The sequence below is a fragment of the Sphingobium sp. JS3065 genome, from assembly GCF_026427355.1.
Lineage (GTDB): Bacteria > Pseudomonadota > Alphaproteobacteria > Sphingomonadales > Sphingomonadaceae > Sphingobium.
The window spans coordinates 2,350,600-2,363,645 of sequence record NZ_CP102664.1 but is presented as its reverse complement, the minus strand read 5'-3'; the positions used below and the strand labels follow the sequence as shown (position 1 = coordinate 2,363,645).

General features: G+C 63.8%; 9 protein-coding genes. 4 read left to right on the top strand and 5 right to left on the bottom strand.

Annotated elements, in window-relative coordinates; translation table 11 throughout:
- The first annotated feature begins 41 nt into the window (after positions 1-41).
- The gene (locus tag NUH86_RS11485) at positions 42-1,802 is read left to right on the top strand and encodes a fatty acyl-AMP ligase (protein WP_267249628.1); all 1,761 of its coding nucleotides are present in this window, start codon (positions 42-44) and stop codon (positions 1,800-1,802) included.
- A 387-nt stretch (positions 1,803-2,189) separates the two neighbouring features.
- Here the strand turns inward: NUH86_RS11485 and NUH86_RS11480 are convergent, their stop codons facing one another.
- From NUH86_RS11480 to cysS, 4 genes are all read right to left on the bottom strand, one after another.
- Positions 2,190-2,939, bottom strand: coding sequence for a ParA family protein (locus NUH86_RS11480; RefSeq protein WP_267249627.1), 750 nt, complete (start codon positions 2,937-2,939; stop codon positions 2,190-2,192).
- Between the two features lie 123 nt (positions 2,940-3,062).
- On the bottom strand, positions 3,063-4,433 hold the full coding sequence (locus NUH86_RS11475) for a class II 3-deoxy-7-phosphoheptulonate synthase (protein WP_267249626.1): 1,371 nt from the start codon (positions 4,431-4,433) through the stop codon (positions 3,063-3,065).
- A gap of 100 nt (positions 4,434-4,533) precedes the next feature.
- The gene (locus NUH86_RS11470) at positions 4,534-4,851 is read right to left on the bottom strand and encodes a Rap1a/Tai family immunity protein (RefSeq protein WP_323749020.1); all 318 of its coding nucleotides are present in this window, start codon (positions 4,849-4,851) and stop codon (positions 4,534-4,536) included.
- Positions 4,852-5,039: 188 nt separating this feature from the next.
- Entirely contained in the window at positions 5,040-6,557 is a 1,518-nt protein-coding gene (gene cysS / locus NUH86_RS11465; RefSeq protein ID WP_267249624.1) for a cysteine--tRNA ligase, read from the bottom strand.
- Positions 6,558-7,150: 593 nt separating this feature from the next.
- Between cysS and NUH86_RS11460 the strand changes: the two genes are divergently transcribed.
- The 3 genes from NUH86_RS11460 (at position 7,151) to NUH86_RS11450 (ending at position 9,692) form a co-directional block, all read left to right on the top strand.
- The gene (locus NUH86_RS11460) at positions 7,151-7,843 is read left to right on the top strand and encodes a Bax inhibitor-1/YccA family protein (RefSeq protein WP_267252116.1); all 693 of its coding nucleotides are present in this window, start codon (positions 7,151-7,153) and stop codon (positions 7,841-7,843) included.
- Positions 7,844-7,848: 5 nt separating this feature from the next.
- The gene (locus NUH86_RS11455; RefSeq protein WP_267249623.1) at positions 7,849-8,121 is read left to right on the top strand and encodes a zf-TFIIB domain-containing protein; all 273 of its coding nucleotides are present in this window, start codon (positions 7,849-7,851) and stop codon (positions 8,119-8,121) included.
- 110 nt (positions 8,122-8,231) lie between these two features.
- Positions 8,232-9,692 (top strand): mannose-1-phosphate guanylyltransferase/mannose-6-phosphate isomerase, encoded by a 1,461-nt coding sequence (locus tag NUH86_RS11450; protein ID WP_267249622.1) that lies wholly within the window; start codon positions 8,232-8,234, stop codon positions 9,690-9,692.
- Positions 9,693-9,795: 103 nt separating this feature from the next.
- On the opposite strand, the gene polA is transcribed toward NUH86_RS11450, so the two are convergent.
- Positions 9,796-12,582: a DNA polymerase I gene (polA, locus tag NUH86_RS11445; RefSeq protein WP_267249621.1), complete on the bottom strand. Its 2,787-nt coding sequence runs from the start codon at positions 12,580-12,582 to the stop codon at positions 9,796-9,798.
- Between the last annotated feature and the right edge of the window lie 464 nt (positions 12,583-13,046).

Genomic DNA, 13,046 nt, shown 5'->3' with positions numbered 1-13,046 from the left:
CGGCTTGAAAGCTGTTAGCGGCGCGCCGGAATATGACAAACATGACATTGGGTGACACCAATATGACGGGTTCGCAAAGCATGATGGCACCTACGCCGACCACCGACGATCTGCCCCGCCGCTTCTCGGACTTCGAGACGCTGGGCGAAGCGCTGGACTATGCTGCGGCCGGGCGGCGCGGCCTGAATTTCCATGATGCGCGGGGGAATCTGGCGCGGGCCTATCCGTTTTCCGAACTGCGTCAGGACGCCATCGCCTGCGCCTACCGTCTGATCGCCCATGGGGTGAAGCCGGAAGATCGCGTGGCGCTGGTGGCGGAAACGGGCGCTGATTTCGCGATGCTGTTCTTCGGCATCGTCTATGCGGGCGGCTGGCCGGTGCCGCTGCCGCTGCCGACCAGCTTCGGCGGCAAGGAAAGCTATATCGACCAGCTCAATGTCCAGCTATCGAGCTGCGACCCGATGCTGTTCCTCTTCCCCAGGGAACTGGAGGAGATGGCGGGGGAATCCGGCCGTCAGAAGGCGGTCGAAAGCATCGCTTTCGAGGATTTCATCGCGCGGGAGGCCGTGCCCTGCGAGCTGCCGCAGGCGAAGGGTGAGGAAATCGCCTATCTGCAATATAGCAGCGGGTCGACCCGCTTCCCCCATGGGGTCGCGGTGACGCACCATGCGCTGCTGAGCAACCTCGCCGCGCACAGCCACGGCATGGAAGTGCAGGACAGCGACCGCTGCATCAGTTGGCTGCCCTGGTATCATGACATGGGGCTGGTCGGCTGCTTCCTGTCGGTCGTCGCCAACCAGGTGTCGACGGACTATATGAAGACGGAGGATTTCGCCCGCCGTCCGCTCGCGTGGCTGGACCTGATCAGCCGCAACGAAGGCACGTCGATCAGCTATTCCCCGACCTTCGGCTACGACATCTGCGCCCGCCGCATGTCCAGCCAGACCAAGGCGGCCGACCGCTTCGACCTTTCCCGCTGGAGGCTTGCGGGCAACGGCGCGGACATGATCCGGCCGGACGTGATGCAGAGCTTTGTCGACGCCTTCGCAGACGCCGGGTTCAGCCCCGGCGCGTTCCTGCCTAGCTATGGCCTTGCGGAAGCCACGCTGGCCGTCACCATCATGCCGCCGGGCGAAGGTATCATCGTCGAACTGGTCGAGGAAACCGACCTGTCGGGCGGCGACGCGACCGAGGGGCGCCCGCAGCGCTTCCGTTCCATCGTCAATTGCGGCAAGCCTGCCCGCGACATGATCGTGGAAATCCGCGACGAGGATGGAGCCAGGCTGAACGAGCGCCAGATCGGCAAGGTGTGGACCACCGGGCCGAGCCTGATGGTCGGCTATTTCCGCGATCAGGAGGCGACCGACGCCTGCATGGCCGACGGATGGCTGGACACCGGCGACATGGGCTATCTGAGCGACGGCTATCTCTACATTGTCGGCCGCGCCAAGGACATGATCATCATCAACGGCAAGAATCACTGGCCGCAGGATATCGAATGGGCGGTGGAGCAGCTTCCCGGCTTCAAGCAGGGCGACATCGCCGCCTTCGCCATCACCACGCCGGGCGGAGAGGAAGCGCCCGCCGTGCTGGTGCATTGCCGCACCTCCGACAATGACGAGCGCACGCGGCTGCGCGACCAGATTCGCGAGCGGGTGCGGGCGATCACCGGCATGAACTGCGTGGTCGAACTGGTGCCGCCGCGCACCCTGCCGCGTACCAGTTCGGGCAAGCTCAGCCGGTCGAAGGCGCGCAACCTGTATCTTACCGGTGAAATCCGGCCCTACGACATCGCTGCCTAGAGCGGTTTTCGATCTGATTGAATTAGATCGACCGCTCTATTCCCTTGTTTTACCGCGATTTCTTAAACGTCAGATGATGCCATCTGACTGGAAATCGCTCTAGGCCTTCGCGGGTTTATCGTGATCCGCTTGGCGGGAAGTCGATAGGCTGAACGCGGGCCAGGATCATCCTCGCTTCGAGAAACCGACCTATCCTATTCCTCCCCATTGATAGATGGGGAGGGGGACCGCGCGAAGCGTGGTGGAGGGGAAGGGGCACAACCTCCGAATTTCCCCTCCACCATCGGCTGCGCCGACGTCGAAGAGAGTCACGTGCCTCTCTTCAACCCTCCCCACGCTTCGCGTAGGGAGGATTTAACGTCATGCCCGGTCAGCTTCCAGAACCCCTTAACGCCGCTGCACCTGCCGTTCGATGGTCGTCCATAACCCTGCAAAGGCCTGGGCGGACGGGGAAGAGGCCGCGAAGGCGCCAAGCGGCTTGCGGCGCACGGCCATCTGCTCGACGGCGCTGGCCATGGGGATGGCGGGCCAGCCGGGCTGCGCGTCCAGCGCGGCGCGGTGCAGGGCGCGGCGGCGGTCGACCATGGAATAGACCGGCATGATCGGCGGATGGCTGCCCCCACGCTGCACCAGATAGCGGGCGACCTCCCCCATGGCGCGCTGGGCCAGCGGGGACGGGATGACGGGGATCACGATCATGTCGGCGGCGCGCAGCACCTGCTCGCTGGTTTCGGTAAGGCCCGGCGGGCAATCGAGGATGATGCGGTCATAATCCTTGCCTAGGCTCTCGATCAGCTTGGCGAGGCGTTTCTTCTTGTCCATCTCCCGGAACAGATGGTCCAGGCTGCGCAGCGAGGTGTCGGCGGCGATCAGGTCCAGGCCCGGCACGGTCGACGGCTGGATCAGCTTGCGGACTTCCACATCCTTGCTGAAGATCGCCTGCGCGGCGTCGCGGCTTTCGCTGTCGGTGGAGATCAGCCAGCTCGCCGCCGCCTGCGGATCGAGATCCCAGAGCAATGTTCGCCGTTTCGATATGCTGGCGGATGCCCAGGCGAGGTTGATCGCGAAGGTGGTCTTACCCACGCCCCCTTTTAGGCTGTAAACGGCGATGGTCGCCAATACCGGTTCCTTTGCCATGCGCGGAGGCTATCTTGCTGCACCGCCAAAGCAAGGACTGAATCAGGGCAATGTTACGTCCGTGTGACGAAAGGCCTGGCGATACATGGTCCCGCCCGCGCAGGACCATGTGTCGCGATCCCCTCAGGCCGCGGCGCGGCGTTCCTTCAATTCCTCGTTCAGCATCTCCGCGAGCAGGAAGGCGAGTTCGAGGCTCTGGGCCGCGTTGAGGCGCGGGTCGCAATGCGTGTGGTAGCGGTCCGCCAGCCCTTCGTCGGTGATCGCCACGGCGCCGCCGGTGCATTCCGTCACATTCTGGCCCGTCATTTCGGCATGGATGCCGCCGCCGAAGCTGCCCTCCGCCCGGTGCACGGCGAAGAAGCCGCGGACTTCGGCCAGGATGCGGTCGAACGGGCGGGTCTTGTAGCCATTGGCCGCCTTGATGACATTGCCGTGCATCGGGTCGCAGGACCAGACCACCGGATGGCCTTCGCGCAGGACGGCGCGGACCAGCTTGGGCAGGCCCGCCTCGATCTTGTCATGGCCGTAGCGGGTGATGAGCGTGATCCGCCCGGCCTCCCGCGACGGGTTGAGGATGTCGAGCAGGCGGATGAGCGCGTCCGGCTCCAGCGACGGGCCGCATTTCATGCCGATCGGATTGCCGATGCCGCGCAGATATTCGACATGGGCCGACCCTTCGAACCGGGTGCGGTCGCCGATCCACAGCATGTGCGCGGACGTGTCGTACCAGTCGCCGGTCAGCGAATCCTGCCGCGTCAGCGCCTGCTCATAGGGCAGCAGCAGCGCCTCATGGCTGGTGTAGAAGCTGGTGCCTCCAAGCTGCGGCACGGTTTCCGGCGACAGGCCGCAGGCACGCATGAAGTCGAGCGCCTGGCCGATCTGGTCCGCCATCGCCTCGAACTTCGCGGCCCAGGGGCTGCGGCCCATGAAATCCAGCATCCAGCCATGCACCCGATCCAGGCTGGCATAGCCGCCGGTTGAGAAGGCGCGCACCAGGTTCAGCGTCGCCGCCGACTGGTTATAGGCGCGGATCATGCGCTGGGCGTCGGGTTCGCGGGCTTCCGGCGTGAAGGCGATGTCGTTGACATTGTCGCCGCGATAGCTGGGCAGTTCCACGCCGCCGATCGTCTCCGTATCGGCGGAGCGGGGCTTGGCGAACTGGCCCGCCATGCGGCCGACCTTCACGATCGGCAGCTTCGACGCGAAGGTCAGCACCACCGCCATTTGCAGCAGCACGCGGAAGGTGTCGCGGATGTTGTTCGGGTGGAACTCCGCGAAGCTTTCGGCGCAATCGCCGCCTTGCAGCAGGAAAGCCTCCCCGGCGGTCACCTTGGCCAGTTCCGCCTTCAGGCTGCGCGCTTCGCCGGCAAAGACGAGCGGGGGAAACTGGCTGAGCTGTGCCTCCACCGCGCCAAGCGCCTGGGCATCACGATAGAAGGGCATCTGAATGCCCTTATGTTCCCGCCAGCTTTCCGGCGTCCACTTCGCCGCCACTTTGAGTCTCCCAAAGATCATAAAATAGGGGCCGCACCTACGCGCAACCAGTGGCTAACGCAAGTTTATAGCGGCAGCGGCGCGACCGGGGCGACGGGCGTTATTTCTGGCAGGAATATTGTTCGTTGAGCGCGACGCTGATCAGAACGGAGGCGGGCGCCTTTCGCTGGTCGGGATAGCGGTTGAGATAGGCGATGACGATGGCGCGCACCTTGGCGGCGTCGAGTTGCGCGGGCCAGCAATTGGGCTGGGCGCGGCCGATGAACACGTCCTTCTTGATGCCGTCCACCGCGCCGACGACATAGGCGGTGCAGGCCAGCGCATATTCCGGCGCCTTGTTGCGGCACTTGGCAAGCAGGGTGTCGCCCGTTTCGAACATGAAGGTTTGAGCAGGTGCAGCAACCGGAATTGCCGCCATTCCACTGAGAGCGATGAACGCTGCCATTGCGTGTCTTAGCATGTGCGGAATCTGCCCGTTTTGGAGTGATCTGTCCAAACGGACGGACCTGCCCCGCGCACATCCTGCCGTAGATGGAGAATTTTTTCCAGCGGAGGGAAGTATAGGGTCCGCGACTAAAAATTGCCGAATAGGGAGGCGGGCGCCCTTTAGGCCAGCGTCAGCCGCCAGTCCCAGCGGAGCGGATCGCCGTCCATCACCTCCACCCCGCGCGCGATCAGAGCATCGCGGATTTCGTCCGAAAGGGTGAAGTTCTTTTCCACGCGGGCGGCCTGGCGGCGGTCGAGTTCGGCTTCGATCTCTTGCGGGGCGATTTGCGCATCCTTGGGCTGGACGCGCAGGTCGGCGCGGCTGATCGTCAACAGATTGAGGCCCAGCGCCTGATCGAAAGCCGCGAGCAGGCACAACTTTTCGTCCACCGGCACTTTCTTCATCCCGATCGTCTCTTCCAGCAGGGGAAGGGCGCGGGGCGTCATCAGGTCGTCGCTGATCGCGGCGTCGAACTGTTCGAGCAGCGGGGCGAGCCTGGGGTGGAGATTGGCGCGCAGCCAGTCGAGGCGCAGCGATTGCCAGGTGATCCCCTCGGCGCGGGCCTTGAGGTTTTCCACGCCCATGACCAGGCGTTTCAGGCGGGTCAGCGCCGCGCTGACGCTGTCCGCGCTGAATTCCAGTTCGCTGCGATAATGGGCGCCCAGGCACAGCAGGCGATAGGCGAGCGGGTGCACGCCCGCGTCGATCAGCGAGAAGAGGGTGGTGAAGCCGCCCTTCGACTTGCTCATCTTGCCCTGGCGATCCACCAGGAAGTTGTTGTGCATCCACCATTGCGCACCAGTGAAGCCGGGCTGGGCATCGTTGCAGCCGCAATAGGCCTGATTTTGGGCGATCTCATTGGGATGATGGATTTCGCGATGGTCGATGCCGCCGGTATGGATGTCGAAGGGATGGCCAAGCCGCGCCTCGCTCATCACCGAACATTCCAGATGCCAGCCCGGCGCGCCCTTGCCCCAGGGGGAGTCCCATTCCATCTGGCGCTGCTCGCCCGGCGGGGACTTGCGCCAGATGGCGAAGTCGCTGGCGTTGCGCTTGCCTGCCACGGGGTCGATTCGGGCATGGGCGGCATCGTCGCGGCCACCCGCCAGCGCGCCATAATCGGGCACGGTGCTGCTGTCGAAATAGAGACCGGTTTCCAGTTCGTAGCAATGGGCCGGGGCGATCTTCTCCGCGAAGGCGATCATCTGCGGCACATAGTCGGTGGCGACGGTCCATTCGCTGGGAGCGAGGATGTTGAGGTCCGCGATGTTGCGCTTGAAGGCGTCGGTATAATGGGCCGCTATGTCCCAGATGCTCTTCGCCTGGGCGCGGGCTGCGGCCTCCATCTTGTCGTCGCCGGCGTCGGCGTCGCTGGTCAGATGGCCGACATCGGTGATGTTGATGATGTGGGTGACATCAAGGCCCTTCCACAGCAGCGTACGGCGCAGCGTGTCGGTGAAGACATAGGCGCGCAGATTGCCGAGATGGGCATAATTGTAGACGGTCGGGCCGCAGCTATAGACGCGAGCATGGTTCGGCTCGATCGGCGTGAAGGGTTCGATGGTGCGCGTCAGGCTGTTGAACAGGCGCAGGGGGGCGTCGGCATGCTGCTCGGCGGGGGTGAACGGGTCGCTCATGGGGTGATGCCATGCGGCGGTTCGTTCGAAGCGTCAACAGCCCTCGCGATCCGCGAGCGTTCAGCTTTAAAAATCGACCGCGCGTCCGACGGGGCGCCCATGCTATGCTTGGCGGCAGGAAAGGGAGGCAGGACGATGAAAGCAGGCTCTGTCGGTTTAGGCGTGGCGTTGGGCGCCAGCATGGGGGCGGCAACCGGCAATGTCCCACTGGGCGTCGCGCTCGGTTTGGTGTGCGGCGTCGTGATCGGCGCGGCGCGGAGCAGGGGGAGTGAGCCGCCTCAAAATCCGGAGCAGACACTGGCCAGAAATTGTAACAAATTGTTGCTGAGTGTCCGATCCCTGTGCCGACCCTTGCGCTGAAGCATTGTCCCCCCGATATTGCTTGTGCGGGCCGGGCCCCTCTGGCGGTTGGATGTGGTGACCACATGCAACCGTGATGTCGGACCGCATCGAGTGTGCTCGGTGCAGGTTCGTGAGTGTTTGTCCCCCCTTTAAGCCTCACGAAGACCGCGCCGAGCCACTCGATCCAAAGGCTGCATTGGCCGTAACTGATGTTTGGATGGAGTATTGACGCCGTGAATAATCCCGTTCGTATGCCGGGCTATGGTGCGAGCCAGACGGCGCAGACCGACGCCGGGCTGCGCGCGCACATGCTGGGCGTTTTCCGCAATATGGGTATCGGCCTGGTCATCACCGGGCTGGTCGCCGCCTTCATCGGCAATACGCCGGTGCTGGCCGCCGCGATCTTTGGCACGCCCTTGAAATGGGTGGCGATCTTCGCGCCTTTGGCTTTCGTGTTCTTCTTCAGCTTCCGCATCGAAAAGATGACGACGGCGGGCGCGCGCATGGCCTTCTACGCCTTTTCGGCGGTGATGGGCGTGTCGCTGGCTAGCATCTTCCTGGTGTTCACGGGCGGGTCGATCGCGCAGGCCTTCTTCTCCGCCGCCGTGATGTTCCTGGCCATGGCGCTGTGGGGCTACACCACCGGGCGCGACCTGTCGAAATTCGGGTCGTTCCTGATCATGGGCCTGATCGGCATATTGGTGGCGAGCCTGATCAACATCTTCATCGGCTCCTCCGCCATGCAGATGGTGATTTCGATCATCGGCGTGGTGGTGTTCACGGGTCTGACCGCCTGGGACGTGCAGCGCATCAAGTCGGAATATTTCGCTTATGCCGGTCATGAAGTGGCGCAGAAGATGCAGGTGATGGGCGCGCTGTCGCTGTACCTGAACTTCGTCAACCTGTTCCAGATGCTGCTGAACCTGACGGGCGAGCGGGAGTAATCCCGATGCGGGATCAGGCTGCGGTGTCGGCCATGCTCTGCCCGGTCTGTCATGTGGGCCTTTCCATGACGGACCGGCAGGGGGTGGAGATCGACTATTGCCCGCAATGCCGGGGCGTCTGGCTGGACCGGGGCGAACTGGACAAGATCATAGAGCGTTCGGCGGGAGGCGTTCCGGCTCCGCAGGCCAGTTATCGGCCGGATCGGGACTATCGCGACGACGGGCGCCATTATCCCAGGAAACGGAAGAAGAGCTTTCTCGAAGAGCTGTTCGACTGACGAAAAGGCGGCCCCCATATGGGCCGCTTTTTTTATGGCTGCATCATGGCTGCTTTCACGGAATGGCGATAAGAGGGGGCGGACATGGTCCCATCGTTCGAGTGAGTTGCATGCCAGGTACCGAAGAGAAAGTGTTTCAGCAGGTTACGCCGGTCATATTGGCGGGCGGATCGGGGACGCGGCTCTGGCCGTTGTCGCGCAAATCCTATCCCAAGCAGTTCGTGCCCTTGCTGGGCGAACAGACGCTGTTCCGTTCCGTCGTGGAGCGGTTGTCCGGCGCTGGGGAGGGTTTTGCCTTCGGACGTCCGGTCGTGCTGACCAACGCGACCTTCCGCTTCATCGTGGCTGAGCAACTGGCGCAGGAGGCGGTGGACCCGCGCGCCATCATCATAGAGCCTTCGGTGCGCAACACCGCGCCCGCCATATTGGCGGCGGCGCTGCACTTGGCGGCGGGCGACCCGGATGCGGTGATGCTGGTCGCGCCGTCCGATCATGTGGTGCCGGATGCGGAGGCTTTCCGGGCTGCCGTCAGCCAGGGGCTGGCCGCTTCCCGTACTGGCGATCTGGTGACTTTCGGCATTCAGCCGGCTCGGCCGGAGACGGGCTATGGCTATTTGCAGGTCGTGGCCAAGCCGGATGGATCGGGCGCGCCGATCACGCTCAAGCGCTTCGTGGAAAAGCCGGATGCTGCGCGCGCGCAGGAAATGCTGGCGAGCGGCGACCACCTCTGGAATGCGGGCATTTTCCTGTTTGCGGCAAGGGATCTGATCGCGGCGTTCGAGCGTCACGCGCCCGATGTGCTGGCGGCGGTGAGGCCCGCCGTGGATGGAGCGGAAGGCGATCTGGGCTTCCTGCGGCTGGCCGCGGAGGCGTGGGACGAGGCGCCGGATATCTCCATCGACTATGCGATCATGGAGCGGGCCGACAATCTGTCGGTCGTGCCCTATGATTCCGGCTGGTCCGACCTGGGCGGCTGGGACGCGGTGTGGAGCCATGCGGGGCCGGACGGGGACGGCGTGGCCGTGAGCGGCGGGGCGACGGCCATCGATTGCGGCGACACGCTGCTGCGCTCCGACAGCGAGGGCATGGAACTGGTCGGCATCGGGCTCAACAACATCATCGCGGTGGCGATGAGCGATGCGGTGCTGATCGCCGACAAATCGCGTTCCCAGGACGTGAAGCTGGCCGTCGAGGCGCTCAAGAAGAAGGGCGCGGTCCAGGCGGAGGCTTTTCCCAAGGATCACCGGCCATGGGGCTGGTGGGAACGGCTGGTCATGGGCGAGCGGTTTCAGGTGAAGCGGATTTCCGTGCTGCCGGGCCAATCGCTGAGTTTGCAGAGCCACTTCCATCGGTCGGAACATTGGATCGTCGTCGAGGGGACGGCCCGGGTCACGGTGGGCGAAGAAGTGACGCTGCTGACGGAGAACCAGTCGATTTACGTGCCCGCCGGGGCGAAGCATCGGTTGGAAAATCCGGGCAAGATTCCCGTGGAGTTCATCGAGGTGCAGACCGGAACCTATCTGGGGGAGGACGATATCATCCGTTATGAGGATCGGTACGCACGGAAATAAAAGTCGGCCCGTCATCCCAGCGAAAGCTGGGATCTCGTGAGGCTATTCTGTGCCCTATCGCCTGAGATCCCAGCTTTCGCTGGGATGACGGACTAAGAGGGTTTTAATGCGCCGCGCCCCAACTTGGACCATGGCCGATTTCGACGCCTAGCGGCACGCTGAGTTTCACGATCGGCTCGGCGGCGCCTTCCATCACGCGGCGGATGACCGCGCCGGCCTGCTCGACATCGCCTGCGGGCAGTTCGAACACCAGTTCGTCATGCACTTGCAGCAGCATCTTGACCTTATGCAGCCCCTCCGCCGCCAGCGCCGGTCCCATGCGGGCCATGGCGCGCTTGATGATGTCGGCGCTGGTGCCCTGGATCGGCGCGTTGATCGCGGCGCGCTCTGCGCCCTGCCGTTCATGCTGGATAGATGCCTTGATGCGCGGGAACCATGTCTTCCGTCCGAAAAGGGTCTCTGTATAGCCCCTTGAGCGTGCCTTTTCGATCGTGTCGGTGATGTAGATGCTGATGCCGGGGAAGCGCTCATAATAGCGGCTGATCATGTCCTGCGCTTCGTCGGCGCTGATCTCCAGCCGTCCGGCCAGGCCCCAGCGGCTGATGCCGTAGAGGATCGCGAAGTTGATCGTCTTGGCCCGGCCGCGGGTGTCGCGGTTGACTTCCCCGAACAATTGCTGGGCGGTGGCGGCATGGATGTCCTCGCCATTGGCGAAAGCTTCCTTCAGCGCGGGTACGTCCGCCATATGGGCGGCGAGACGCAGTTCGATCTGGCTATAGTCCGCCGCCAGGATGACATTGCCCGGTTCCGCGACGAAGGCGTGGCGGATCTGGCGGCCCACTTCGGTACGGATCGGGATGTTCTGGAGATTGGGGTCGGTCGAGGACAGGCGGCCGGTTTGCGCGCCGGACAGGCTGTAGCTGGTGTGGACGCGGCCGGTGTCCCTGTTGATCTGGGCCTGGAGCGCGTCGGTATAGGTGGATTTCAGTTTCGAAAGCTGGCGCCAGTCGAGGATTTTTCCGGCGATTTCGGCACCCTGGGCCTTCAATTGCTCCAGGATGGTGACGTCGGTGGAATAGGCGCCGGACTTGCCCTTCCGGCCGCCCTTGTAACCCATTTTGTCGAACAGGATCGCGCCCAGTTGCTGGGTAGAGCCGATGGCGAAGGGCTGGCCTGCCAAGCCATGGATTTCCGTCTCCAGCGCGGCGATGCCCGCGGTGAATTCGGCTGACAGGCGGGACAGCGCCTCGCGGTCGACCTTGATGCCTTCATGCTCCATCTTCGCGATGACGCCGACGAGCGGGCGGTCGACCAGTTCATAGACGCGGGTCGCGCCTTCGTTGGCGACGCGGGTCTTGAACAGCTTCCACAGGCGCAGCGTGACGTCCGCATCCTCCGCGGCATATTCGGTCGCCTTGTCGAGCGGGACTTCCGCGAAGCTGATCTGGCTCTTGCCGGCGCCGCACACATCCTTGAAGCTGATGCATATATGGCCCAAGTGGACCTTCGCCGCCTCGTCCATGCCGTGGCCCGCCAGGCTTTGCCCGGCGTCCAGGTCGAAGCTCATGACGATGGTGTCGTCATAGGGGGCGATCTCTATGCCCAAGCGGCGCAGGACCGTCATGTCATATTTGAGGTTCTGGCCGATCTTGAGGACGCTGTCGTCCTCCAGCAGCGGCTTCAATTTGCCGAGGACGAGGGCGAGGGGAAGCTGGTCCGGCTTCTCCGCGAACATGTCCTTTCCACCATGGCCGACGGGGATGTAGCAGGCGGCGTTGGGACCGACGGCCAGGCTGACGCCGACCAGCGCGCAGGACACGCAATCCAGCATGTCGGTCTCGGTATCGACCGCGACCAGCCCCTCCGCATGGGCGGCGGCGATCCAGCGGTCCAGCGCTTCCTCCGTCACCACCGTTTCGTAGAGGCTGCGGTCGATGGGCGGTTCTTCCTCATGGACCGGGGCGGCGGGGGGCGTGGCTTCGCTGACGGCGGCGGCCGCGGTCGCTACCGCCACGGCGGCGGCGGGCGCGCCCGCGCGGGCGAGCAGCGACTTGAAGCCATGATGTTCGAGGAAGGCCTGCAGCGGTTCGAGGGGGATGCCCTTGAGCGTCAGATCGTCCAGCGGCTCAGGCAGGTCCATCGCATCGTGCAGCGCGACGAGGCGGCGCGAAAGGCGCGCCATGTCGGCATGGGCGATGAGATTTTCCTGCATCTTCGACTTCTTCATCGAAGGCGCGGCCTCCAGCGCGGCTTCCAGATTGCCATATTCGCTGATCAGCTTGGCGGCGGTCTTGGGACCGATGCCGGGGATGCCGGGAACATTGTCGACGCTGTCGCCCATCAGGGCCAGGACGTCGCCCAATTGTTCGGGCTGGACGCCGAATTTGGTCATCACATAGTCGGCGCCGCGCCGCTCATTCTTCATCGTGTCGTACATGTCGACGCCGGGCTGGATAAGCTGCATCAGATCCTTGTCGGAACTGACGATGGTGACATGCCAGCCTGCCGCGACGGCGGCTTTCGTGTAGCTGGCGATGATGTCGTCGGCCTCGAACCCCGCTTCCTCGATGCAGGGGAGGGAGAAGGCGCGGGTGGCGTCGCGGATCATGGGGAATTGCGGGACCAGATCTTCCGGCGCGGGTGGGCGGTTCGCCTTATACTGGTCGTACATGTCGTTGCGGAAGGTGTGGCTGCCCTTGTCCAGCACGACCGCCAGATGGGTCGGCCCCTCGGCCTTGCCCAGTTCGTCGGCCAGCTTCCAGAGCATGGTGGTGTAGCCATAGACCGCGCCGACGGGCTGGCCATGCTTGTTGGTGAGGGGCGGAAGCTGGTGATAGGCGCGGAAGATATAGCCGCTGCCGTCGACGAGGTAGAGATGATTCTGGGGCATGGCGGAGGGGATAGCGGGTTATGCGGGGTGGCTCCAGTGGGGTTGTGGGATGGGGGGATCGTTCCTGATTCGCAGCGCCGGAGTCCCGCTTGCGCTTTCGTGGCCGGGTCAGCCTTCGCAGGTGGAATTTCCGCTCAAAACCGCCAGATTTTCATCGAAGTTCACAGTGTATGCGCGCGCGTGCCTGAGCGCGCGTGTGCGCGAGGGCGTGATTGCAGGACGTTTCAAAGAGCGCTGGGGGATAGGCCCGTTGGTGAGAAATAGGACAGGCTAAAATCGCGCCTTTTTTTCGGGATAGGATGTTTTTTCAGGATGCTGTGGCCATTCGGTTACGCTTGAATTTTGTTGAAGGGCGCTGGGGGCGGGTTTGGAAGTGGCCAATCCAAGACATTCCTTCTCCCTTGAGGGAGAAGGATACGGAGCCTCGGCGACGAAGGAGCCTAGGCGCAGTTGGATGAGGGGGA

Coding starts and splice junctions, on each gene's coding strand:
- cysS (WP_267249624.1), bottom strand. CDS start 6,557: ATGAGCGACCCGTTCACCCCCGCCGAGCAGCATGCCGACGCCCCCCTG.
- NUH86_RS11470 (WP_323749020.1), bottom strand. CDS start 4,851: ATGGCGGCAATTCCGGTTGCTGCACCTGCTCAAACCTTCATGTTCGAA.
- NUH86_RS11485 (WP_267249628.1), top strand. CDS start 42: ATGACATTGGGTGACACCAATATGACGGGTTCGCAAAGCATGATGGCA.
- NUH86_RS11455 (WP_267249623.1), top strand. CDS start 7,849: ATGCGGGATCAGGCTGCGGTGTCGGCCATGCTCTGCCCGGTCTGTCAT.
- NUH86_RS11480 (WP_267249627.1), bottom strand. CDS start 2,939: ATGGCAAAGGAACCGGTATTGGCGACCATCGCCGTTTACAGCCTAAAA.
- polA (WP_267249621.1), bottom strand. CDS start 12,582: ATGCCCCAGAATCATCTCTACCTCGTCGACGGCAGCGGCTATATCTTC.
- NUH86_RS11450 (WP_267249622.1), top strand. CDS start 8,232: ATGCCAGGTACCGAAGAGAAAGTGTTTCAGCAGGTTACGCCGGTCATA.
- NUH86_RS11460 (WP_267252116.1), top strand. CDS start 7,151: ATGCCGGGCTATGGTGCGAGCCAGACGGCGCAGACCGACGCCGGGCTG.